26 protein-coding genes are annotated in these 21621 nt (G+C 69.3%); 13 read left to right on the plus strand and 13 right to left on the minus strand.

Annotated features, from left to right (window positions below):
* Positions 1-59: 59 nt before the first annotated feature.
* Both C475_RS00145 and C475_RS24150 read right to left on the minus strand, forming a co-directional pair.
* A complete protein-coding gene (locus tag C475_RS00145) occupies positions 60-1091 on the minus strand; it encodes a sulfite exporter TauE/SafE family protein (RefSeq protein WP_006881686.1) in 1032 nt (343 codons plus the stop codon).
* Positions 1091-1243, minus strand: a complete 153-nt coding sequence (locus tag C475_RS24150) for a DUF7512 family protein (RefSeq protein ID WP_006881687.1) — start codon at positions 1241-1243, stop codon at positions 1091-1093. The genes C475_RS00145 and C475_RS24150 overlap by 1 nt, the downstream gene beginning before the upstream one ends.
* Positions 1244-1615: 372 nt before the next feature.
* Here C475_RS24150 and C475_RS00150 point away from each other — a divergent pair, with 372 nt between their 5' ends.
* A complete protein-coding gene (locus C475_RS00150) occupies positions 1616-2452 on the plus strand; it encodes a universal stress protein (RefSeq protein WP_006881688.1) in 837 nt (278 codons plus the stop codon).
* Positions 2453-2543: 91 nt separating this feature from the next.
* Here C475_RS00150 and C475_RS00155 read toward each other — a convergent pair whose 3' ends face one another.
* Genes C475_RS00155 through C475_RS00170 form a run of 4 tightly spaced genes read right to left on the minus strand, consistent with a single transcriptional unit; the run spans position 2544 to position 6017 of the window.
* Positions 2544-3719, minus strand: coding sequence for an inorganic phosphate transporter (locus tag C475_RS00155; RefSeq protein ID WP_006881689.1), 1176 nt, complete (start codon positions 3717-3719; stop codon positions 2544-2546).
* A gap of 21 nt (positions 3720-3740) precedes the next feature.
* Complete coding sequence (locus C475_RS00160; RefSeq protein ID WP_006881690.1) at positions 3741-4202, minus strand: YeeE/YedE family protein; 462 nt, start codon at positions 4200-4202, stop codon at positions 3741-3743.
* 55 nt (positions 4203-4257) lie between these two features.
* Positions 4258-4815 (minus strand): YeeE/YedE family protein, encoded by a 558-nt coding sequence (locus C475_RS00165; RefSeq protein ID WP_006881691.1) that lies wholly within the window; start codon positions 4813-4815, stop codon positions 4258-4260.
* A gap of 8 nt (positions 4816-4823) precedes the next feature.
* Positions 4824-6017 carry an MBL fold metallo-hydrolase gene (locus tag C475_RS00170; RefSeq protein WP_006881692.1) on the minus strand — a complete coding sequence of 398 codons (1194 nt, stop codon included), beginning with the start codon at positions 6015-6017 and terminating at the stop codon, positions 4824-4826.
* A gap of 250 nt (positions 6018-6267) precedes the next feature.
* On the opposite strand from C475_RS00170, the gene C475_RS00175 reads away from it, so the two are divergent.
* Genes C475_RS00175 through C475_RS23660 form a run of 3 tightly spaced genes read left to right on the plus strand, consistent with a single transcriptional unit; the run spans position 6268 to position 7265 of the window.
* A complete protein-coding gene (locus C475_RS00175) occupies positions 6268-6513 on the plus strand; it encodes a sulfurtransferase TusA family protein (RefSeq protein WP_006881693.1) in 246 nt (81 codons plus the stop codon).
* A gap of 2 nt (positions 6514-6515) precedes the next feature.
* Positions 6516-7112 (plus strand): DsrE/DsrF/DrsH-like family protein, encoded by a 597-nt coding sequence (locus C475_RS00180; RefSeq protein ID WP_006881694.1) that lies wholly within the window; start codon positions 6516-6518, stop codon positions 7110-7112.
* A gap of 3 nt (positions 7113-7115) precedes the next feature.
* Complete coding sequence (locus C475_RS23660; protein ID WP_161625149.1) at positions 7116-7265, plus strand: HalOD1 output domain-containing protein; 150 nt, start codon at positions 7116-7118, stop codon at positions 7263-7265.
* Between the two features lie 200 nt (positions 7266-7465).
* On the opposite strand, the gene C475_RS00185 is transcribed toward C475_RS23660, so the two are convergent.
* The 4 genes from C475_RS00185 to C475_RS22890 all read right to left on the minus strand — a co-directional run bounded on the left by C475_RS00185 (position 7466) and on the right by C475_RS22890 (position 9784).
* On the minus strand, positions 7466-8080 hold the full coding sequence (locus tag C475_RS00185; RefSeq protein ID WP_006881695.1) for a DUF1641 domain-containing protein: 615 nt from the start codon (positions 8078-8080) through the stop codon (positions 7466-7468).
* A 2-nt stretch (positions 8081-8082) separates the two neighbouring features.
* A complete protein-coding gene (locus C475_RS00190; RefSeq protein ID WP_006881696.1) occupies positions 8083-9228 on the minus strand; it encodes an NAD(P)/FAD-dependent oxidoreductase in 1146 nt (381 codons plus the stop codon).
* Positions 9225-9467: a sulfurtransferase TusA family protein gene (locus C475_RS00195; RefSeq protein WP_006881697.1), complete on the minus strand. Its 243-nt coding sequence runs from the start codon at positions 9465-9467 to the stop codon at positions 9225-9227. The genes C475_RS00190 and C475_RS00195 overlap by 4 nt, the downstream gene beginning before the upstream one ends.
* A 119-nt stretch (positions 9468-9586) precedes the next feature.
* Complete coding sequence (locus C475_RS22890) at positions 9587-9784, minus strand: YgaP family membrane protein (protein ID WP_204366126.1); 198 nt, start codon at positions 9782-9784, stop codon at positions 9587-9589.
* A 237-nt stretch (positions 9785-10021) separates the two neighbouring features.
* On the opposite strand from C475_RS22890, the gene C475_RS00200 reads away from it, so the two are divergent.
* Both C475_RS00200 and C475_RS00205 read left to right on the plus strand, forming a co-directional pair.
* Positions 10022-10465, plus strand: coding sequence for a DUF302 domain-containing protein (locus C475_RS00200; RefSeq protein WP_006881698.1), 444 nt, complete (start codon positions 10022-10024; stop codon positions 10463-10465).
* A 286-nt stretch (positions 10466-10751) separates the two neighbouring features.
* Positions 10752-12143 carry a glycosyltransferase gene (locus C475_RS00205; protein WP_006881699.1) on the plus strand — a complete coding sequence of 464 codons (1392 nt, stop codon included), beginning with the start codon at positions 10752-10754 and terminating at the stop codon, positions 12141-12143.
* 23 nt (positions 12144-12166) lie between these two features.
* Here the strand turns inward: C475_RS00205 and C475_RS24155 are convergent, their stop codons facing one another.
* The 3 genes from C475_RS24155 to C475_RS00220 form a co-directional block, all read right to left on the minus strand.
* Complete coding sequence (locus C475_RS24155) at positions 12167-12400, minus strand: hypothetical protein (protein WP_006881700.1); 234 nt, start codon at positions 12398-12400, stop codon at positions 12167-12169.
* A gap of 32 nt (positions 12401-12432) precedes the next feature.
* Positions 12433-13467: an AbrB/MazE/SpoVT family DNA-binding domain-containing protein gene (locus C475_RS00215; protein ID WP_006881701.1), complete on the minus strand. Its 1035-nt coding sequence runs from the start codon at positions 13465-13467 to the stop codon at positions 12433-12435.
* A 245-nt stretch (positions 13468-13712) separates the two neighbouring features.
* Positions 13713-14015, minus strand: a complete 303-nt coding sequence (locus tag C475_RS00220) for a DUF7521 family protein (RefSeq protein ID WP_006881702.1) — start codon at positions 14013-14015, stop codon at positions 13713-13715.
* A gap of 315 nt (positions 14016-14330) precedes the next feature.
* Here C475_RS00220 and C475_RS00225 point away from each other — a divergent pair, with 315 nt between their 5' ends.
* The 7 genes from C475_RS00225 to C475_RS00255 all read left to right on the plus strand — a co-directional run bounded on the left by C475_RS00225 (position 14331) and on the right by C475_RS00255 (position 21617).
* Positions 14331-14861 (plus strand): DoxX family protein, encoded by a 531-nt coding sequence (locus C475_RS00225; protein WP_049929777.1) that lies wholly within the window; start codon positions 14331-14333, stop codon positions 14859-14861.
* 162 nt (positions 14862-15023) lie between these two features.
* Positions 15024-16469, plus strand: coding sequence for a hypothetical protein (locus tag C475_RS00230; protein ID WP_006881704.1), 1446 nt, complete (start codon positions 15024-15026; stop codon positions 16467-16469).
* Positions 16469-17440, plus strand: a complete 972-nt coding sequence (locus C475_RS00235; RefSeq protein ID WP_006881705.1) for a substrate-binding domain-containing protein — start codon at positions 16469-16471, stop codon at positions 17438-17440. The genes C475_RS00230 and C475_RS00235 overlap by 1 nt, the downstream gene beginning before the upstream one ends.
* Positions 17441-17532: 92 nt before the next feature.
* Positions 17533-17982 carry a CoxG family protein gene (locus C475_RS00240; RefSeq protein WP_006881706.1) on the plus strand — a complete coding sequence of 150 codons (450 nt, stop codon included), beginning with the start codon at positions 17533-17535 and terminating at the stop codon, positions 17980-17982.
* Positions 17979-20261 (plus strand): xanthine dehydrogenase family protein molybdopterin-binding subunit, encoded by a 2283-nt coding sequence (locus C475_RS00245; RefSeq protein WP_006881707.1) that lies wholly within the window; start codon positions 17979-17981, stop codon positions 20259-20261. Before C475_RS00240 ends, C475_RS00245 begins: the two co-directional genes overlap by 4 nt.
* Complete coding sequence (locus C475_RS00250) at positions 20254-21150, plus strand: FAD binding domain-containing protein (protein ID WP_161625150.1); 897 nt, start codon at positions 20254-20256, stop codon at positions 21148-21150. The genes C475_RS00245 and C475_RS00250 overlap by 8 nt, the downstream gene beginning before the upstream one ends.
* On the plus strand, positions 21147-21617 hold the full coding sequence (locus C475_RS00255; protein WP_006881709.1) for a (2Fe-2S)-binding protein: 471 nt from the start codon (positions 21147-21149) through the stop codon (positions 21615-21617). The genes C475_RS00250 and C475_RS00255 overlap by 4 nt, the downstream gene beginning before the upstream one ends.
* Positions 21618-21621 lie beyond the last annotated feature (4 nt).

The following is a 21621-nucleotide window of genomic DNA, read 5'->3' on the forward strand; positions in this document are numbered from 1 at the left end:
GCATAGAATGCACAATTGCATCCACGAGTCGGGAGCGCCCGAAGGGACAGAAACCGTCGTCAGTCGGCGGTGGTGGTCGTGTAACCGGTCTCCGCCCGGAGGGCCCGGACGGAACTGACCACGACCGCGCCGGACACCAGCGCGGCGGCGCCGATGATGACGACCAGCGAGACGGTCTGGAGGACGGGGATATCCGCGAACTCCCCGACCTTGCGGATCGCGACGGCGAGCGCGCCGAGCAGGAGCATCACGCCGAAGTACACCTTGATCTCGTCTTCGTCGACCAGGTCGGTCGCCGCGGCGCCCAGTCGCGCCCCGAGGGCGCTCCCGGCCAGCAGCGGGACGACGATCGACAGGTCGACCGCGCCGTCGATCGCGTAGAGGAAGCTCCCGATACCGCCCGAGAAGACGATCTCGAAGAGGTCGGTCCCGACGGCCACCGGGACCGGAACGCCGATGAGATAGAACAGCGCGGGCATGCGGATGAACCCCCCACCGACGCCGAGGAATCCGGACAGCAGCCCCGTTGCGAACGCCACCGCGAGGATCAGCCACAGCGACACGGAGATGCCGCCGCGGAGGCTCATCATCGGGGGTACCCGGTAGGACTGGATCGTCTTCGCGATGTCGGGGATGTCCTCGCCGTCGGTCTCGTCTTCGCTCTCGGCGTCGTGACTGATGCCACCGCCGCCCCCCCGCATCGCGGTGTACGTGATGAACACGCCGATGCCGCCCAGCAGGGCGACGTAGATGACGCTGACGACGGTGTCGGCCAGCCCGATCTCCTGCAGCCAGTGCAGCCCGATCTTCCCGACCTCGATCCCCGCGGTCGTCCCGGCGATCATGAGGACGCCGAGTTTGTAGTCGACCTGGCCCAGGTCGCGGTGTTTGAGCGTCGCGATCACCGACGTGGCGAACACGAACGCCAGCCCCGAGGCGACGGCCACGTCCGTCTCGTAGCCCATCACCATCAGCGCGGGCGTGACGAGGAACGACCCGCCCATCCCGAAGAACCCGAAGAGGAGGCCGATCAGCACCCCGAAGCCGGCGAACAGCGCGAGCAACGTGACTGCGACGCCGAACACCTCCATCACGAATCACCCCGCAGCGCCGCGACGAGCCGCGGCCCGACCAGGCGTTCGAGATAGCCGTACCCGACGTACAGGACGATCGCCTCCATCAGTACGACGCCGATCACGAGCGCACCACCGCTGAGGCCGGTCGCGCTCTCAAGCCCGAACATTCGTCGACACCTCGATCGATATTGCGTGGTTCATGGATTTCTGCTCACGTCCCGGTAATCGACTACTGCATTTAATGGTTTTGGGATCACAATACAATATTACTGCAACGGATGGCATCGATACCCCACCCGAATATCTCCGTACGTTATGGAGATATTCGCCGGAGATCGGGGGGCTCGAACGGCGGTCGAGACGGTGCATATCTCGCTCGCGCGCGGATGAATGCGGATCGCTCCCGTCGAATTCGTCGACGGGTTCCGAACGGTCAAATCTCGGCGGGCCGACTCGACACCGCGCCGAACGGGGTGCGTCCCGCCACCCTATATTGTTCCAACAAAACAATATTATACGAGTAGCACTTCGGTCCGGTCATGAGAGCGATCTACGCGACGGACCTCTCGGCGGCGAGCGAAGCGGCCATCGAGAACGAGACCTGTCTGGAGTGTCTCGAACGGATCGGCGTCGAGACGATCCACCTGGTGACGGTCGTCCCGTCGAACGTCCATCCCGGGATGCCCGGGATGGACCTGGAAGGGCGCCGCGAGCGCGCGCTCGACCGGTACCGGGGCGTGATGGAGGCGGCGGGCTTCGGCGTCGAAACGCACGTCGTCCGCGGGACGCCTTACCGGCGCATCAACGGGATCGCGGAGACGGTTCGCGCCGACCTGACGATCGTCGGCTCGCGCGGACAGAGCCCGCTCGCCAATCGCGTCATCGGCTCGACCGCCCGGAACCTCGCGCGGACGACCGTCGTCCCCCTCCTCGTCAACCGCGTCGAGCGCGAGGACGAGCGGCCCGAGGTGCTCCGCGAACACCTGTTCCAGCGAGTGCTCTACGCCACGGACTTCTCCGAGAACGCCGAACGTGCGTTCGACGCGTTCTCGTATCTCCGCCACGCGACCCAAGAGGCGACGCTCGTCCACGTCGAGTCACCGAAAGACCAGAGCGAGACCGACCCCGAGGAGCGCCTCGCCGAGCTTGCCGAGACACTGGACGGCTGGGACATCGAGACGGCGATCGAGGTCCGGCAGGGCGACCCCGCCGAAGAGGTCCTCGACGTCGAGGCCGACGTGGTCCCGACCACCACGCTCGTGGGGTCGCGCGGGCAGAGTCGGATCCGGCGACTGATGCTCGGGAGCGTCTCCGAGGACCTGGTCGCCCGAGCGAGGGGGAACGTCTACCTCGTTCCCCCGCCCCGCACGGCCTGAGGAGCCGACGGTCTCCGCTGACCGACGAACCACCACGGCCCGTCACTACGGCGCGATTTTCAGGAGCGCGTAGTCGGGAGACGCCGTCGGTTCACACCGGTAGCACGGCGATCGCGCCGAAGCCGAGCGCGAACGCGAGCGCGAACGACCCGGCCCAGGCGCCGACCGTCACGAGGATCTTGCGCGCGCTGACCGCGTCGCTGCCGCCGACGGCGGCGCCGCTGCCGATGATCGCGCTGACCACGATCTCGTTGAACGAGACCGGGACGCCCAGCAACACGGCGAGTTGGGCGATCAGAAACGAGGGGACGAGCGCGGCGATCGAGCGCCGGGGGCCCAGCGAGGAGTAATCCCGCGCCAGCGACTTGATCATCCGCGGCGCGCCGGTCCACGAACCGACGAGGATCCCGAGGCCACCGCCGACGAGGGCGGCCATCACCGGGACCATCGTCACCGAGTCGAGCAGCGGGAGCAGCGGCCCCACCGCGAGGCCGACCTGACTCCCGCCCGCGGAGAAGGCGACGAGCGAGCCCAGCGCGAGCAACACGCGGCGGAGCCCGCCGGTCGTGTCCCGACGGATGTCCCACCAGACGACGACACCCACCGAGAGCGCGACGGCTCCCGAGACCGTGACCGGACCCACCATCGGGAACTCGGTCGCTCGGCGGGCGGCACCGACGAACGACCCCGCTGTCGTCCCGGCACCGAGGTAGGCGAACTCGACGTTCGCCAGAACCGCGCCGACGAGGGCGGCCAGCACCGGGACGCTGTAGCGTTCGGGCACGTCCGCCCGAGGGAGAACGCTCGCGATCCCGTAGGCCAATCCGCCGCCGACGATTGGCGTCAGCAGCCAGACCCCGCCGATCTGCAGGTACTTCGACGGGACGGGCGAGCCCCCGAGCGCCAGCCCGACGCCCACGACCGAGCCGGTGACGGTGAACGCCGTCGCGATCGGGTACCCGGTACGGATCCCGACCGCCATCAGCCCCGCGCCGATCGCGAGGACGACGATGACGCCCGTCACCGGGAGAGAGATCCCGCCGACGAGACCCCGGCCGACCGCCTCGGAGACGTTCGCGCCCTGGACGACCGCGCCGGCGAACCCGAATATCCCGACGATAAACGCCGCTCGCATCGTCGAGATCGCGTTGGCGCCGACCGCGGGAGCGAAGGGGGTCGCGCCACTGGAACCGGCGCCGATCACCCACGCCATGAAGAGGCTCGCCAGTCCGGCGACCAGGAAGAGCCCGAGAACTGATGGGTCCATGAGCGAAGCGTGAAGTGGGTCTCAGTCCGCTCTCGACGGTGCGGGCGCGGCGTCGGCCGCGCGACTCCGCCAGTACCCCTGGATGTACGCGCCGAGGAACATCCCGGCGAGCGCCCAGAGGATGGTCAGGTTGCCGGTCCCGAGGCTGGCGTAGGCGGCGCCCGGGCAGATGCCCGACAGCCCCCAGCCGACGCCGAAGATCGCGCCGCCGATCAATACGTTGCGGTCGAACGACTTCAGTCGGCGCTCGAAGCCGTCGCCCGTCAGGGGCGCGCGGTCGAGCAGCCGCGGCGCGAGGAAGAAGGTTAGCCCGGAGACGACGGCGCCGCCGAACATCACGAACAGCAGCCCGAAGTCCTCGAACTGGAGGAAGTTCAGGACGACCTCCGGCCGGGCCATGTGGCTGAACCCGAGGCCGAACCCGAAGATCAGGCCGCCCACGAGCACCAGCGCCACGAACAGGGGATGGCGATCGTCGCTCACGTGTCGCGCCCTCCGGTCGCTCCCGTTCGCGCGGTTCGAGACGCTCGCGTCTCGCTCATGGAGCCACCCCCAGCGCGGAGACGACCTGGGCGGTCCCGATCGCCACCGTCAGGAACGTCAGGACGCCGACGATCGACGTCTTCGACGCGGATCCGACGCCGCAGACGCCGTGGCCCGAGGTACAGCCCTTGCCGACGCGGGTCCCGATGCCAACGAGGACACCGCCGACCAGCAGCCGCCAGGGCTGGACGTCCGTCGACCAGAACGTGATCCCGGCGACCTCGTACAGGCTCCCGGTGGTCCCCGGCTGGTAGAGCGAACTCGACACCAGTCCGGACTGGACGGTGGCCGCGAACGCCAGCCCGCCCAGGACGATTCCCAGCGTGAACACGACTCGCCAGTCCCGCGAGGCGACGTACCGCTGGAACCGGGACTGTCCGGAGACGTACGACAGCGTCGACTCCAGGAACGTGCTGGCGCCGGCGCTGATGCCCGTCCCCAGGTAGATCACGACGGTTCCGAGCCCGACGAGCAGGCCGCCGACGGCGTAGCGACTGACGCCGTTGGGGAACAGGTCGGCGGCCGCCTGGAGCGCGACTGGATCAGCTACCATGGGCTAGTTCAGTCACCCGCGAGCGACCCCTGGCTCGCGGCGCAGTTGTTCGGGCCCAACTCGAGCGTGAACGCCTCCTCGTCGTCGACGGCGTTCTGGCCGAGGTTCGTCGCGATGATCTCCTCGTAGTTGGCCGGCCGGGGCGGCATGTCCGAGAGGATCAGCTCGACGAACTCGTTCTCGTCCATCGTGAGCGCGTCCATCTCCGCGACGAGGTCGCCGATCGGCGCCGTGTAGGTGCCGTCGGCGGCCGGCTCCGCGACGTCGCTGAAGTGCGCGCCGCCGACCAGCGTGTCGTCGGGCAGCGTCAGGACGCGTTCCCGCAGGGACTCGTAGAGCATCCGCGCGGCGCCAGGCGCGCCCTCGTCGCCCTCTTCGAGGTCGGGGCGAGCGACGCTCTCGACGAACAGCCCGTCGCCGGTCGCGAGCAGGCCGCCGTCGATCAGGTACGAGGTCATGCCCGTCGTGTGGCCGGGCGTGTGGACGGTCTCGACCGTGGCGTCGCCGACCTGGAAGGTGTCGCCGTCGGCGGCGGTCGTCAGTTCCTCGGCGTAGGTGACGCCGCGGTCGACGGCGGCCTCGGGGAGGACGCCCTCGACGCCCTCGTCGTCGAGGTCACGAACCCCCGAGATGTGGTCGGCGTGGATGTGGGTGTCCAGCGCGTATCTCAGGTCGACGCCGAGGTCGTCGGCGTCGGCGAGGTAGCGGTCGGTGAACGCGCGCAGCGGGTCGACGACCGCGGCTTCGCCGTCGTCGTAGAGGAGATAGCCCAGACAGCCCGAGGAGGGGCGCTGGTACTGCAGGAGCGTCCCCGCACCGCTGTAGCCCTCGACCTCGACGGTCTCGTAGATGCTGGCCCAGCCGTTCATACCGTCTTCGAGGTGGTCCACGTCGTAGCCGCGCTCGGCGAGCGTCCCCGCGACGTACTCGCTGGCGCCGCCCTTCGCACAGAGGACGGTCACTTCGCGGTCGTCGGGGATCTCCGCGAGCACGTCCTCGTCGATGTCCTCGTCGAGGAACTCGAAGTACGGGACGTTGATCGACGTGACGTTCTCGCCGTCGATGCGCCACTCCTCGTAGTCCGAGGCCATCCGCGCGTCGAGCAGCGTCACGTCCTCGCCCGCGTCGATGCTATCTTTCAGCGTCTCCGGGGCGACCGTCTCCACGTCGGCGTCCGGAGTCGGGAAGTCTTCTGCGTTCATGTCGTGCATCCCCTCCTACTGGATTGACGTACTAAAGAGTTTGCATAGAAACCCACTAACCATGCAATACATTGGGTGGCGAGAGACAGCACGGTGTCGAAAATCACCGCAAATACGCGCTTTCGGCCGAATTATCACCGTCGGCCGCCGCCCCAGTTGTTTGAGTACTGTGCAAGAACCAATATTCTTTTAACCACGCGGCTGATATTGTGCGTTAGCTCCAAGACAGACCAACGGAGCGGACACAACAATGAGTGCTGAATACGACATCGCGGAGACGCTCGACGTGAAAGGCGCATCGTGCCCGATGCCGGTCGTCAAGACCAAATCGGCCATCGACGACCTCGCCGCCGAGGCGGTCCTTGAGGTACTCGCGACCGACTCGGGGAGCATGAGCGACATCGACGGCTGGGCCGACGGCACGGCGGGCGTCGAGTTGCTCGCACAGGAGGAGGACGGCGACGTGTACAGACACTACGTGCGCAAGACGGAGTGAAAATGAGCACGGACACTTCAGACACGCCGGCCGACGACGCCCCCGACGCGGCCGAGGGTGACGCCCCCACGCGCGCGGAACTGGCCGCGCGCGTCGCGGAACTCGAAGAATCGCTCGCCGAGGCGACCGAAGGGGACGACGGCAAGAAGATGTCGATCATCGCGACGAAGGGGACGCTCGACATGGCGTACCCACCGCTGATCCTCGCCAGTACCGCCGCCGCGTTCGGCTACGAGGTGACGGTCTTCCACACGTTCTGGGGCCTGGACATCCTCCACGAGGAGCGGTCGAAGAACCTCAAGCTGAGCTCCGTCGGCAACCCCAACATGCCCGTGCCCAACGCTGTCGCCGCCCTCCCCGGGATGGACCGAGTGACGACGAAGATGATGGAGCGGCGGATCGACGACAACGACACCGCCACCATCGAGGAACTCCTCGAGACGAGCCTCGACATGGGCGTGGAGTTCCAGGCCTGTCAGATGACCATCGATCTGATGGACTACGACGAGGCCGACTTCTACGACGGCGTCACCACCGGCGTCGGCGCGGCGACCGCGCTGCAAGACATGGTCGACGCCGACATCCAGCTGCTGGTCTGATCGATGTCGGACGACGATATCGTCGACCCCGACGCCCTCGCCGACCTGCTCGAATCGGCCCCGGCCACCGACGCAGCGCCCCTCGAAGTTCGGTTCCCTTACCGCGGCCACACCGTCGTGGCCCGTCGAAGCGGCGACGTGTCAGTGGAGTAGACCGCTTTCGTTCTCTTTCGGCCATCGGCTGGCCTCGACGGATCGACGGGACGCGAGCGCCGCCCGAGCGAGCCGCTCTGTCGGACTGATTCTATCGGACCAGCCGATGCTGTCAGGGAAGCCGTTGCTGTCGGCCGAGCAGCCTCGAAAACGGGATCAGCGAGACGATTCCGTTCGACCGTTCGGGAGTCGGTCCGGCATCACTCGGACTGTGCCCGCCCGATCGCCCGTGCGACCGCGAGCAGGTAGCCCAGCCCGTGTTGAACCTCCGGGTCGCGGGTGGCTTTGACCAGCCCGACAGGCCCGACCCGCTCGGGCGGATCGCGTTCGGCCGCGCTCACGCTCTCGATCATCGTCTCGACGCCGTCGCGGGCGTCGTCGTCGGCGGCGGTCTGTGCCACGTCCCCGAGCGCGGCGCCGGTCCCGGCGAGCGACCGGACCATCTCGTCGTCGAGCGCCGCGGTCAGCAGCGACACCACTTCGGCGATCTCCAGCAGTTCGTCCAGCGTCCCGCCCCGCTGGAGCGCGACGAGGGAGTCGAGGGCCTCGCGCAGCTCCGCGCCGTTGTCGCCGACCGTCTCGGCCAGCCCGACGGTCTCGTCGGTGGCGAGCCCGTCGGCGGACTCGGCGAGCGTCGCCCCCGTCCCGGCCAGCTCCCGCACCATCTCGTCGTCGAGGGCGCTCTCGCCCAGCGCGAGCACGTCCAACAGCTCGGTGACCGCGTCGAGCCGCCGGACCAGGTCCGCGACCGCCTCGGGGTTCTCCTCGATGGCCGCCGCGAGTTCCCCGTCGGCCGCTGGGACGTTCTCGGACATGCTCAGAGCAGCCCCCGCGCGGTGAGCCAGTAGGACTCGTTGTAGGCCAGTTTCGACCAGTGGAGCTTCTCCGAGGGCGGCGCCGGCGACGGCGGGTGCTCGTAGTCGAACTCGACGAACGACGCCGCGTCCATCCCCGTCTCGATGAAACACAGCGTCTTGCCGTCGTAGGTCGCCGTGGCCGGCCGGCCCCGGACCTCGCTGGCGATCCGCTGGCCGACGACCCCGGCCTGGTAGTGAGCGACGCTCCCGGCCTTCGGGACGCCCGTCGCGGCCGCGTCGCCGAGCGCGTACACGTCCTCGGCGGCCTCGGCCTCGAGCGTGTGCTTGTCGACGTCGACCCAGCCGTCGTCGCCCAGCCCCGCCTCCGCGATCAGGTCGATGCCCCGATGTGGCGGGATGGCCACGAGCAGGTCGTAGTCCAGGTCGGTCCCCTCCATCGAGGTGACCGTCCCGGCGTCGGGGTCGACCGACTCGGCGTTGAACAACGTCTCCACACCGATGTCGCGCCCGTCCATCAGCGGCCGCGCCCACTCGGCGATGTGGGGGTTGCCGTGGACGCGCTGGATCGGGTAGGTGTAGGTGATGTCGACGTCCTCGCGGAGCCCGCGCTCGCGCAGCCAGTCGTCGGCCATGAACACGAACTCCAGCGGCGCCGCCGGGCACATGTGCGGCGTCCCGACGACGCTCAACACGACGTGACCCTCGGTGAACGAGAGCAGTTCCTCCCGGAGCGCCTCGGCGCCCGGCTCGCTGTAGTAGTTGTGACCGCCCGCCGCGAGTCCGGGGACCTCCTCCGGTGCGAGCGTCGACCCGGTCGCGAGCACGAGGTGGTCGTAGTCGACCGGGTCCGGCGCCTCGTGGTACCGGACCTGCTTGGCCTCGGTGTCGATGTCGGTCACGCGGTCGACCCGGACGGCGACCCGGTCGTCGACCAGCTCTCGCAGTCGTCGACGGCCGTCCTCGGGTTCGCGCTGGCCGAAAGGGACGTACAGCCACACCGGCTTGTAAACGTGGTCGGGCCCGTCGTTGACCAGCGTCACGGCGACCTCACCCGCGTCTATCTCCGCGCTCAACCGGTCGGCGAGGTCGTTGGCGAGGACCGCTCCACCGGTTCCCCCGCCGACGACGATGATCTGTTCGGTCATGCTTTCTCCACGTAGAACGCGTGGTGGTCGTCGCCCTCCTCGGTCGCGACCAGGTCGTTGTCGGTCTCCTCGACCCACTCGGGTACGTCCGTCAGCGACCGTTCGTTGTCGCTCAGCAGGCGCACGACGGCGCCGGACTCCGCGCTCCGGACCGCACCGATCAGGTCCATCAGCGGCCCCGGGCACGCCGAGCCGCGCGCGTCGACGGTCGTCGCAGGCTCGATATCTGTCTCGCTCATTGGTACGTGTGTACCTCCGCGCCCGACGCCATTAGTATTGTGCTTCCATTCCAAGATTATGAAAAAGCAGTCGGGGACACCACTCGGACATTGCGCCCGTGGTCAGAACGCGCTCGGGCCTACGTGGTGTCGACGCCGACGAGTTTGTACGGGAGACAGACGTTTGCTAGCGCGGTTCCGACCAGCACTGCACCGACGAGGAGCGCCAGCCCGCCGACCACCGGCGCGAGGCTCGATACCCCGGCGAGCAGGTCGTCGCCGGAGCGACGAACAGACAGCAGCGGCTGAGGAGGCCACCGATACCGAGGACCGACCACCGCCTGCCGGTCCGACCGTCCGCCCTCGCGTCCGACGACATCTACTCGGTCGTTGATGCGCCCGGTGAGTCTTTCCCAGCGGGGCGTCGCCGCTCGGCACGCGTAGGCGTGCCATCGCGCCGGCCGCCGCACGAGGGACCCAACGGGCGTGCGCTGCCGGTGATCGACATCGCCCGGTCGATCTGTGGCGGTCGGACCCGAAAGGGATTTGTCTGAACGGTCCAATACTCCACAGGAATGACGCTCCCGATCGACCCCGCCGAGATCGACCCCGACGACTTCGGGGAGGCACAGACGACGCTGGAGATGGACCACGAGGAAGCCGTCGAACACGTCCGCGAGGTGTTCACCGACGCCGGGTTCGGCGTTCCCGTGGAGTTCTCACCGTCGGAGATGCTCAACGAGAAGGTCGACGCCGACCGGGACCCCTACTACGTGCTGGGCGCCTGCAACCCGGGAATAGCCGACAGGGCGCTGGACGCGACCGGCGGCAAGCTCGGTGCGCTGATGCCCTGTAACGTCGTCGTCTGGGAGGAAGACCCCGACGTCCAGCGCGTCTACCACGTCTCGATCATGCGCATCGCGCGACTGCTCGGGACGGTCGCCGACGAGGAGGCGATGGACGAGATCGTCGCCGAAACCGGCGAACTCGTCGACGAGGCCTTCGAGAACCTCGGCTGAACGCACCCGCCACCGCCGTCCGGTTCGTCGCTCGGCGTCTCCCCGCCGACGCGACGGTCAGCCCGACGACCACCGTCGGACGCGACCGGCGGGCCGCCCCTATCCGCCGGCTTCGAACAGTTGCCGATCGTGAAGTCGTACATACATTTATATCTGTCTCTTATACACATCTCTGATGNGTCGGACGCGACCGGCGGGCCGCCCCTATCCGCCGGCTTCGAACAGTTGCCGATCGTGAAGTCGTACATACATTTATATAGGGGCGGCGTGCGACAGTCGATGTACGATGCGTCCCCGAAACGCCCTCCCCTCCACTAGCCCCAGCCCTGGCCGTCTGCGCCGGACGCTCCGTCGCGCCGGCGCCGCGGCCCGAACGCTCCGACCGAGATCCCTCCGCGAGGCGGCCGACGCGACCGCGTACGTCGGCCTCGTCGCCGCCGTCGTCGTCGCCGGCTACCTCCAGGGCGGTATGACCGTCGTCGTCGCGGTCCCGACCGTCCTCGGACTCGGGCTCGGCAGTATCGTCGTCGTCCAGGCGGTGATGGCCTGTTTCACCGTCTCCGGCATGTTCGGCTGCTCGGCGCTCGCGCTGTTCGGCCAGCGCGCCGTCGAGACCACCGACCGCCGCCCCGCGACCGGCCCGACCGTCACCGCCGTCGTCCCCGTCCACCGCGACGCCGAAGTCCTCGACCGCAGCGTCGAGAGCCTGCTCGACGGTCACTACGAGGACCTGCGCGTGGTCGTCGTCGCCGAACCCGACGACGGAGCCTCCATCGAACGCGCGCGCGAGTACGCCGCCCGCGAGGAGCGCGTCGAAGTGCTGGTCAACACCCGCTACCCCGGCAGCAAGGCCGGCGCCGTCAACTACGCCGCCGAGGTGACCGACTCGGAACACCTCGCCGTCTTCGACGCCGACGAACGGGTCGACCCGCGGTTCGTCTCCTCGGCCGTCGCCCGCCTCGACGACTGCGACGTGGTCCAGGGTCGGACCGTCCCCGAACCGGACGGCCTCGTCGAGACGGTCGCCTACTACGAGTCCGTCGTACTCGGTGACCTGAGCCAGCGGCTGCTCACGCTGGTCACCGACTTCACGATGGCCGCCAGCCGCACCGTCGTCATGCGCCGGTCGGCCTTCGAGGCCGTCGACGGCTACGACCCTGAGATGCTCACCGAGGACTACGCCTTCGCCTTCGACTGCTACGAGGCCGATCTGGACGTGGTCGAGCTGCTCTCGCAGACCTCGACCATCGAGGGCGCCCACAGCGTCGCCGACTGGTGGGGCCAGCGCAAGCGTTGGATGACCGGCTACGCCCAGACCCTCCACGACCTCCTGACCGAGTGTCGCTCGCCCCGGAACTACCGGACGCTGCTCGCCCCGCTGCTCTGTGCCGGCTCGGTGTTCGGCAACGTCTTCATGCTCTCGCTGGTCTCCAAGGCCGCCGTCCTCGTCGTCAGCGGCGCGGCGACCTGGCTCGCGCTCCCCGTCGCGACGCTCGCCGGTGCCGCCCTGGCGCTACGGGTCAGCGACGCCCGCCGCGGCCGGGTCGGCGGCGTCGGCCTCGGCTGGCTCGCGACGCCGCTCGTCCTCCCGCTGTACAGCCTCGTCGGTATCCGCGCCGCCGTCGCCTACCTGTTCACCTGGGACGGCGAGTGGTACAGCGTCGCCAAGGGAGTCTGAGCGCCCCCGACCGAGACGTCCGGTTAGATGTCCACCCAGTCGGCCTCGGGCCCGTGGTCCGTGATGAACTGCTTGCGTGACTCGACGGCGTCGCTCATCGCGTCGTAGGTCTCCCCGCGATACCGGACCCGATACAGCGGCGGCTGGGCGGCGCAAGGGTGAAGGAACTGATAGACGTGGACCTCGACCGCCCGCGCGAGCGGTCGGCCGCCCCTCCGGTCGAGAGGTACCTGACCCGCCGCTCGGAGCGAATCCACCGTACGACCGCTCCCGCCGAGCGGGCGGAGACCTATCCGTCGACGACCGACGGGTCGCGAAAGGTCAGGTCCGTCGCGACGGAGATGCTGTTCTCGGCGGCGCGGGCGCTCCGTTCGAGCAGGACGACGGACCGCTGGAGCGCCAGCAGCGGTTCGGGTCGCGCCGTCGCGAGGTGCTCGTTCATCGACTCGACCTCGTCGTCGACCCGCTCGAAGGCGTCGTTCGCCCGCTCGATCCCCTCGTAGTCGCGGTTCTTGACGCTGCTGATGGCGACGTCGGCCGCCTCGTCGATCGTCTCCCGGAGCGCCTCGAGCCGCTCGGTCGTCGCCTCGTCGGGCGTCCCGTCCTGCTCCTGGGCGATCGTCGCGATCTCACAGGCCGCGTCGGCCATCGAGAGGATGTCCGCGGCGATCGACCGGAACCCGATGATCGGCAGGTCCGCCTCCAGCCCGACGTCTTGGCTGAGCCGCGGGTTCTGGTAGGTCGTGAACAGGAGTCGCAGAAAGAGGAAGTAGAGCTTCTCGACCTGCGGGTATCGCTTGGAGACGACGCGGGCGGTCGAGGTATCGCCGTCGATCAGCGCGGTCACCGCGTCGTCGCGCATCGACGCCTCCGTGCGGTGGAGCCGGTCGAGGAGCGTCGGAATGTCGAAGTCGTCCGGCGCGACGGAACACCGGACCGTCACCGACTGGTCGCGCTGTTCGATCGCGCCCAGGCCCATCAACCGCCGTTCGGCCGCCAAGACGCCGTCGTGATGGGAGAGTTTCAGCGGCTCCGACCCCTCGATCCGGACGATCTGTCGCCCCAGGACATACTGACTGACGAGCGCTCGCTCCAGCGCCTCGTTCTCGAGCAGGTCCGCGTTGATCAGCGTCTCCTCCTCGTCGTTCGGTGACCGCTCCGGGCTCAACAGCAGCGACTCCCCGTTTTTCGATTCCTGAAGGATCACCTGGTCGCTCTTGTCGATGTCGTGGGCGCGGGCCCACTCGACCGGTATCGAGACGCCGAACGTCGACGACCCCAGTTTCTGTACCTTCCGTTTCATCCGCGATGGATCGTCGTTCATACCTGGCGTTCGACTGTAACGAAACCGAGATCGAATACCCACATAACGCTTCTCTAGGTATCCACTATTACCGTATTGAGACGATCCAATTTATGTATGTATTTTTCAATCCTTCAAAAATGACCGAACGGGCACCGCCGGCAGAGACGCTCCCGTCGGAGAGAGGGGCCCCCTACTCGGAGCGAGACGTGACGGATCCCGTCGGGAGGGCGGCGATGGTCCGACCGGACGCCGGCCGGCCCCTATCACGCCCGAGCGGGCCGACCGACGGGGTACAGCGAGCGGATCAGCAGCGCGAACCCAGGCGCGACGAGCAGGCCCTGGACGAGCAGGGTCGATTCGGCGTCGAGCCCGAGTGCGACAGCGCCCAGCGCACCGACCAGCGGGCCGAGCGCGACCGCGCCGAGGCCGTAACTGAGCAGCGAGAGCGAGCGCGAGGCGGTTCGACTCGCTGCACGGTATGCGAGCGAGGCGACGACACCGCCGAAGACGACGGCAACAGCCGTCACGACGAGCGTCGCGACCGTCAGCGTAGTGTTCGTTGGCATGGTTGATCACCGTCGGGGAGCGGTTCGCCGTCCGACCGTCGGGCTCGTTGCGAGCGCCGACGCCACCCGGACCGCGACCGACGCGTCCCCGGCCGTGTGCGAAGGTACCACGAGAGCGCCCTTCAATCCCTCTCGGCCTTCCTACCGGGCGAGAACGGTGGGGACGGGCCCGCCGTCGCGTCCGTCGACGAACGGCGCGTCTCGCCGTTCGACGGCACGGTCTCGCCGGAGAGAGGGGTCTCGTCGCTGCCCAACCGCTCCCAGCGGCTGGGAATCACGACACGGCTTATCCGCCCGCTGGGGCAACGTCGGTGTATGGCGACGCGAGAACTCGAATCCAAGGTGTTCGGCTGGGACGTGGAGTTCACCTACTCGGAGACGTGGATCGGTTACGCCCTGTTCGGACTGCGCCTCATCATGGGCTGGACGCTGTTTTACGCGGGGATCACGAAGGTCGTCGACCCCGAGTGGAGCGTCCGCGGGTTCCTGCTGTACGGGATCCCCGACGGCAACCCGCTGACCGGCCTGTGGACGGCGATGGGCAACGACTGGGCGTGGCTGCTGACGCCGCTGAACCAGCTCGGCCTTACCCTGGTCGGCCTCGCGCTGATCCTCGGACTGTTCGTCCGCTTCAGCGCGTTCTGGGGCGCCACCATGATGCTGTTCTACTGGATGGCCTCCTACCCCTTCGACAACGCCCTGCTCATCGACTACCACATGGTGTACGTCTTCCTCCTGTTCGGCCTCGGCGCGTTCGGCGCCGGCCGGATCCTCGGGCTCGACGCCCGTATCGAACAGCTCGATATCGTCGAACAGTACCCCCAGCTCCGGCTGTTCCTGGGATAGCCGAGCCGGTCCGATCGGTCGGTGGCGGGACGTCCCGTTTCTGACGTTCTCCGTGGTCACGAACGGCGACCGCGGCCGACGCTCGCTTTTAACTCTTGCCGTGTCCACCGCCAGCGTGGAAGCTGGCACAGACGTATTCGGGGGAGCCGCGAACACACTCGCATGGACGACGAGACCGGAGTATCCAGCGACCTGAAGGAGACGCTCCAGCGCCACCGTCGCGGCAGCGGTTCGGACGGGACGCTGGTACTGAGCGACCAGGAGGGGTACGTCGGCGACGAAATCACGCTGAAGGGCCGCAACTTCCCCGCCGACGAGGAGTACGAACTGCTGTGGAACTCGACGGAGGGCCGGTGGGGCGTCCTCGAAGGGAACGAGATCGTCGGCCCGCAGTACCAGCCCCGGACCGAGCGCATCGGGACCGTCAGGACCGACGCCGACGGCGCTTTCGACGAGGACTGGACCGTCCCGAGGGACTACGGCGGTGCCCACCGCATCCAGGTCCAGAACGGCGACGACAACGTCCTCGCGCGCGACGAGTTCTCGATCACGCCCCACTTCGAGATCGACCGCACCGAGGCGCCGCTGGGCGAGGCCTTCACGATCACCGGCTACGGGATCGGCCCGAACGTCGTCACGAACAACTACCAGGTGTCCTGGGACAACGGCAACGTCGGGTTCATGACGGGCGTGATGAACCGCGGGACCGCCACCGCGGAGATCCGGGCGGTCGGCCCGCCCGGCGAGCACGTGATCCAGGTGTGGCGCAACTACAAGGGCGTCCCCTACCTGCAGAACAACACCCAGTCGCCGTACGGCCCGGTCGCCGGCGGCCGCCAGTCCGTCTGGACCGTCGACGTGACCGAGCCCGAGGCCGACCCCCGGACCGCCTGGGTCGACCCGCTGCTCGACGAGCAGCCCATGAGCGTCCACTACCCCGAGATCGAGGCCGACAGCGAGGCCGAACTGGAGATCTCCCCGCCCTCCGGCCAGGCCGGCACCACTGCCGTCATCACCGGCCGGAACTTCCCGGCCGAGTCCGAGGTCGACCTGATCTGGTACCGCCACGAGGGCCACCGCGTCAAGGGGATCCCCATCACGCCCGAGCCTAAGCCCGACGTGCTCCCGAGCGTCGAGACCGATTCGGAGGGCTCCTTCCAGACGGAGATCGCCATCCCCCGCGCCGAGGGGTCGACCCGACCGATCACCGCCGCCGTCGACGGCCGCGAGGTGGCGGTGACGGGCTTTATGATGCAACCGTCCATCGAGACGTTCGCGCCCGTTCGCGGCCCCGTCGGCACCGAGATCGACATCGAGCTGTCGGGGATCGGCTGGACCATCTACGAGAACGCCCCCTTCTTCGTCTACGACAACACGCCGCTGGGCTACGTCTGTGGCACCGCCGGCGACGACAAGGAGGGCATCGTCCACGCCCGGATCCGCGCGGCCGGCGAGCCGGGCTGGCACTTCCTCGACATCTACCCCAGTCTCTTCGATATGCAGGAGGAGAAGCCGGTGTTCGAGGTGCGCCCGCACCTCTCGTATCTCGACAACCACCCCGTCCGGCCGCTGCCGGCCCTGCACATGGCCTTCGAGGTCACCGAGTGATGGCACTGGACCTCTCGCTGGCCTGCCACCCCTACGCCTGGACGCAACCGCTCCGGGACGGCCGCGTCGAACCCGAAGGGATCGACCTCTCGGCGGTGAACTACCCCAACCCGGTTCGGTTCTCCCGGATGGTCCGGGGCCTGGAGTTCGACGCCTGCGAGCTGTCGATGGGGACCTACCTCGCCACCCGCCGGGACACCGACCGCTTTCCGTTCACCGCGCTCCCGATCTTCCCGTTCCGGAAGTTCCGCCACGCGTACATGTACGTCCGCGAGGGCGCGGGGATCGATTCGGTCGCGGATCTGGCGGGCGCCCGCGTCGGCATCGTCAACTGGCAGACCACGACGGGCATCTGGCAGCGGGGCACCCTCGCCGACCGTCACGGCCTCGACCTCGGATCGGTCGAGTGGGTCTCGGGCGGCTCGGAGATCGTCGATATCGACGTGCCCGAGCGGTTCGACGTCGAGTACGTCGGCCACCAGGGGTCGACGATCGGCCTGCTGGAGGACATGATCGAGCGCGGCGAGATCGACGCGATCTTCCACCCCGTCGACTCGGGAGTCGCGAACGCCCGCCGGCTGTTCGACGACGCGAAGGGCGTCGAACAGACCTACTACCGCGAGACCGGGATCTTCCCGATCATGCATGCGATCGTCGTCCGCGACGACGTGCTCGACGAGCATCCGTGGGTCGTCCAGCCGCTGTACGACGCCTTCGAACGCGCCAAGGAGATCGGCCTGACGGCGCTGGAGCGGCCGCGTGAGCTCCCGCTCGTCTGGGCGGACGTGTACGCAGACGAACAGCGAGCGGTGCTGGGCGAGGACCCCTGGGCGTACGGCCTCACCGAGGACAACGTCACCGCCGTCGAGACGCTGGCTGAATACGCCCACGACCAGGGCGTCGCCGCCGAGCGCTACGACGCCGGCGAGCTGTTCGCGACCGACCACCTCGACACCGAGTACTACGCCTAGACGCTCAGGCGGGGATAGCCACGGGGCCGTGGGACTCCCACTCGACGGGATTCCCCGTCGGGCGTTTATGTCGCTCGCACCGACGCTCTCCTATGGAGTTCGAGGGAACCGAGACCGTCCCGGTCGAGCGGTCGGCGGCCTGGGATCGGATCACCGACCCGGCCGTGTTGACCGCCTGCGTCATGGGCGCCGAGGAGATCACACGGGTGACCGAGGACCGCTACGAGGGGGAGATCCGTCAGCGGATCACCGGGATCGACGTGGCGCTCGAAGGAGAAGTCCGGATCGAGGAGCGCGACCGACCCGAGTGGCTCCGGTTCACCGGCACCGGGACGGACTCGCGGACCGGGAGTCGCATGGACGCCGACGTAACGGTGACGCTGGCCGAGGAGGGCCGAGCGACCGAACTGGTCTACGACGTGGACGTGACCTTCACCGGCCGCCTCGCGACGATGGGGTCGCGAGTGCTCCGCCGACAGGTCCGCGCCAACGTCGAGACGTACTTCGAGAACCTCGTCGACCGCGTGGGGGCCCGCGCGTGACTGCCGGACGCTCCGGCGACGGCGGGGACGAACACGCCGTCGGCACGTCGGCCCCCCGCACAGACGCCCGCGAGAAAGTTCGCGGACGGGCCCGCTACGCGACCGACGTGGACCACCCGGACGCGCTCGTCGGCGGCGTCGTCCGGTCGCCGGTCCCCCACGCCACGGTCGCGGGGCTCGAATCCGCAGTGGCCGAATCGATGGCGGACGTGGCCGCCGTGATCCCGCGGTGGGACCTGCCGGGCGGGTTCGACGACCGCGTCCGTCACTACGGGGACGCCGTCGCCGCCGTCGCCGCCGAGACGCCGGACGCAGTCGACGCGGCGCTGGACGCCATCGAGTACGATCTGGACCCCCTGGAGTCGGTCCACGACCCCCGCGAGAGCGTCCGATCCGACGCTCCCGTGGTGCAGGACGACCCCGCGTTCGGCCAGCCCGACCGCCACCCTCTCCGCGTCGACAACCCCGACTACGTCCGCAACGTCGACGACTATCACGCGCTGGAACTGGGCGACCCCGAGGCAGGGTTCGCGGCCGCCGACCACGTCCACGGGGCGAGCTACCGGACGCCGCGAGTCACCCACTGCAACCTCGATCGGCACTCCGCGGTCGCCGAGTGGCACGGCGACACCCTCCGCGTGAGCGCGACGCTCGGCAACCGCGGCCACGCCGAGGAGACGCTCGAACGGCTGTTCGGCGACTGCGACGTCGAGATCGAACGCCCCCCGACCGCCGGGTCCAGCTTCGGCGGGCGGTCGCTGACGAAGCTCACCCTCGAACCGGTCGCCGCCGCGCTGGCACGGGCGACCGACCGACCCGTTCGTCTGGCGTTCGACCGCGAGACGGAGTTCTCGGCCGCCGAGTCGCGCCACGCCACCCACCTCGACCTGAAGGCGGGGGCGACCGACGACGGCCGGCTCACCGCGCTGGCGGTCGACGCCGTCGCCGATACGGGGCCGTACCCCAACGGCGTCGGCCACGTCGTCCTGAGCGCCTGTCGCGGCCGACCGCTGGACACCTACGCCGTCGACAACTACCGCTTCGAGGGGGTCTCCGCCTTCACCAACAACCCGCCCGCCGGTGAGTACCGCGGCATCGGCGTCACGCAGATCACCTGGGCGCTGGAATCGCACCTCGACGAACTCGCCCGCCGAGCGGGGTTCGACCCCGTGGACTTCCGCCGGCGCAACTGGGTCGCCGCGGGCGACGACCGGCCCCACGCCGACGCCCCGGTGAGCAGTTGCGGCCTCCGCGAGTGTCTCGACCGCGGGCGGGGGCGGTTCGACGAGCTGCGGACGGGCCCGGACGACGACGCCGGCGACACCGTCTACGGCCGGGGCGTCGCCGCGGGCGGGCAGATCACGACGCCCGCCGCCGGGAAGAACGACGATTACGCCGAGGCGCGGCTGACCCTCGCACCCGACGGCTCGCTGGCTGTCCGCACGGGCGCGATCGACGTGGGCCAGGGCGCGGCGACGGCGCTCGCCCAGATCGCCGCCGAAGCGACCGGCCTCGCCCTCGACCGCGTGACCGTCGAGGGGTACGACCCCGACGACGGCGTCGACGACAAGTACGGCTCGATCGCCAACCGGACGACGTACCTGATCGGCGCGGCGATCCGCGACGGCGCCGACGAGCTCGGCGAACGGCTGCGCGCCCGCGCGGCCGACTGCCTCGACGCGCCCGCGGAGGAACTGACGGTCCGCGACGGTCGGGTTGAGACGCCCGACGAAACCGGCGGCGCGGTCGGCGCGCTCGTCAACGACGCCGTCGTCGCGACCGGTCGCGCGGAGACCGACACGGCGCCGCTTTCCTACGGCGTCCACTTCGCCGAGGTCGCCGTCGACACCGGGACCGGCGCGGTCGACGTGACCGCCTACGTCGGCGCCCAGGACGTGGGCTACGCGATCAACCCGACGCTCGTCGAGGGACAGATCGAGGGCGCCGTCCAGCACGGGGTCGAGTTCGCGCTCACCTCGGAGATGCGACTGGAGGGGGGCGTCCCGACGAACGCGACCCTCGCCGAGTACCCCGCGAGTTCGCCCGCCGAGATGCCCGACCGCCTGGCCTGCGAGATAATCGAGTCCGCGGAGGAGTCGGGCCCGTACGGCGCGAAAGGCGTCGGGACGCCGTCGATCACGCCCGTCGCGCCGGCGATAACCAACGCGGTCCGGGACGCCGTCGGCGAGCGCTTCACCGCGGCGCCCGTCCGCGACGAGGACGTGTTGTTCGCACTCGGCGGCGGTGCGGACGGTGACGGAGGTGTCGCCGGTGACTGAGCGGGCTACCGACGCGACCGGTCGCTCGGACGCCGACTACCACCGACCGGAGACGGTCGAAGCCGCGTGTCGGCGACTCCGGGACGCCGACGGCCGCGCCCGAGTGGTCGCCGGTGGGCAGACACTGATGCCGCTGGTTCGGCAGGGACTGGTCGACACCGACGCGTTCGTCGACGTGAGCGCGATCCCGGCGCTGTCGGGCGTCGCACGCGAGGACGGCCGCGCGACGGTCGGCGCGACGACGACCTACGCCGAGTTGGCCGCCCACGAGTTGAGCGACCGCGTCGCCGCGCTGGGCGAGGCGTGCGCCGTCGTCGCCGACCGGCAGGTCCGGAGCCTCGGGACCGTCGGCGGCGCCGTCGCGCACGGCGACCCGACGTTCGACCTGCTCGCGCCGTTGCGGGCGCTCGACGCCGAGGTGCGACTGGCGGCCCCGGACGGCCGCCGCCGCGTCCCGCTCGATTCGTTCCTCGTCGGCCATCTCCGAACGGACCGTCGCGAGGACGAACTCGTGACCGGCGTGACGGTCGAGCGCCCCGAGCCCGGGCGGTCGGGGTCGGCCTACGAGCGCCACGCCGCCGTCGAGTCGGGGCGGGCGACCGCCGGCGTCGCCGCGCGGGTAGCCCTCGCCGACGGTGCGTTCGAGACGGTCCGGGTCGCCTGCTCGGCGGTCGCGGACACGCCCGCCCGCGCGCACGCGGTGGAAGACAAGTCAGTCGGCGAGGCGGCCACCGCCGACGTCGTCGCGGCCGCGAGCGAACGGGTGTCCGAGGACATCGACCCGATCGACGACGAGGCGGGGTCGGCAACGTACAAACGGCGGCTGGCCGCGACGCTCACCGAGCGGAGCCTGCTGGCCGCCGTCCGCCGGGCGGGGGGATCGCCGTGAAGGTCTCCTTCGAACTCGACGGCGAGGCGCTGACCGTCGAGACGCCCCCCGAACGGTCGCTGCGCGAGTTGCTCCGCGAGGACTGCGACGCCCGGAGCGTCAAGGCCGGCTGCGACGGCGGTCGCTGTGGCGCCTGTACCGTCCTGCTCGACGGCGTCGCGGTGAAGGCCTGTCTGGTCATGGCCGCGAAGGTCGACGGCCGCTCGGTCACCACCGTCGAAGGGATCGCCGACGGGAGCCTCGGTCGCGAGGTGCAGGACGCCTTCGAGGACCATGGCGCCCTGCAGTGTGGCTACTGCACGCCGGGGGTCGTGCTGTCGGCGCTCGCCTATCTCGACGACGACCCCGACGCCGACCGCGAGTCCCTCCGGGCGGCGCTGTCTGGCAACGTCTGTCGCTGCACCGGCTACGAGAAGATCCTCGACGCCGTCGAAGCGGTCGCCGAGCGACGTACCGAAGGGGCGTGAGGGA

The organism is Halosimplex carlsbadense 2-9-1 (assembly GCF_000337455.1).
Taxonomy (GTDB): domain Archaea; phylum Halobacteriota; class Halobacteria; order Halobacteriales; family Haloarculaceae; genus Halosimplex; species Halosimplex carlsbadense.

Bases quoted from the DNA above. Each gene is read 5' to 3' on its own strand.
- C475_RS00145 (WP_006881686.1), bottom strand. From the start codon at position 1,091: ATGGAGGTGTTCGGCGTCGCAGTCACGTTGCTCGCGCTGTTCGCCGGC.
- C475_RS00165 (WP_006881691.1), bottom strand. From the start codon at position 4,815: ATGGTAGCTGATCCAGTCGCGCTCCAGGCGGCCGCCGACCTGTTCCCC.
- C475_RS00195 (WP_006881697.1), bottom strand. From the start codon at position 9,467: ATGAGCGAGACAGATATCGAGCCTGCGACGACCGTCGACGCGCGCGGC.
- C475_RS00190 (WP_006881696.1), bottom strand. From the start codon at position 9,228: ATGACCGAACAGATCATCGTCGTCGGCGGGGGAACCGGTGGAGCGGTC.
- C475_RS00225 (WP_049929777.1), top strand. From the start codon at position 14,331: ATGGCGACGCGAGAACTCGAATCCAAGGTGTTCGGCTGGGACGTGGAG.
- C475_RS23660 (WP_161625149.1), top strand. From the start codon at position 7,116: ATGTCGGACGACGATATCGTCGACCCCGACGCCCTCGCCGACCTGCTC.
- C475_RS00185 (WP_006881695.1), bottom strand. From the start codon at position 8,080: ATGTCCGAGAACGTCCCAGCGGCCGACGGGGAACTCGCGGCGGCCATC.
- C475_RS00205 (WP_006881699.1), top strand. From the start codon at position 10,752: ATGCGTCCCCGAAACGCCCTCCCCTCCACTAGCCCCAGCCCTGGCCGT.
- C475_RS00215 (WP_006881701.1), bottom strand. From the start codon at position 13,467: ATGAACGACGATCCATCGCGGATGAAACGGAAGGTACAGAAACTGGGG.
- C475_RS00180 (WP_006881694.1), top strand. From the start codon at position 6,516: ATGAGCACGGACACTTCAGACACGCCGGCCGACGACGCCCCCGACGCG.
- C475_RS00155 (WP_006881689.1), bottom strand. From the start codon at position 3,719: ATGGACCCATCAGTTCTCGGGCTCTTCCTGGTCGCCGGACTGGCGAGC.
- C475_RS00150 (WP_006881688.1), top strand. From the start codon at position 1,616: ATGAGAGCGATCTACGCGACGGACCTCTCGGCGGCGAGCGAAGCGGCC.
- C475_RS00200 (WP_006881698.1), top strand. From the start codon at position 10,022: ATGACGCTCCCGATCGACCCCGCCGAGATCGACCCCGACGACTTCGGG.
- C475_RS00235 (WP_006881705.1), top strand. From the start codon at position 16,469: ATGGCACTGGACCTCTCGCTGGCCTGCCACCCCTACGCCTGGACGCAA.
- C475_RS00220 (WP_006881702.1), bottom strand. From the start codon at position 14,015: ATGCCAACGAACACTACGCTGACGGTCGCGACGCTCGTCGTGACGGCT.
- C475_RS24150 (WP_006881687.1), bottom strand. From the start codon at position 1,243: ATGTTCGGGCTTGAGAGCGCGACCGGCCTCAGCGGTGGTGCGCTCGTG.
- C475_RS00175 (WP_006881693.1), top strand. From the start codon at position 6,268: ATGAGTGCTGAATACGACATCGCGGAGACGCTCGACGTGAAAGGCGCA.
- C475_RS00170 (WP_006881692.1), bottom strand. From the start codon at position 6,017: ATGAACGCAGAAGACTTCCCGACTCCGGACGCCGACGTGGAGACGGTC.
- C475_RS00230 (WP_006881704.1), top strand. From the start codon at position 15,024: ATGGACGACGAGACCGGAGTATCCAGCGACCTGAAGGAGACGCTCCAG.
- C475_RS00240 (WP_006881706.1), top strand. From the start codon at position 17,533: ATGGAGTTCGAGGGAACCGAGACCGTCCCGGTCGAGCGGTCGGCGGCC.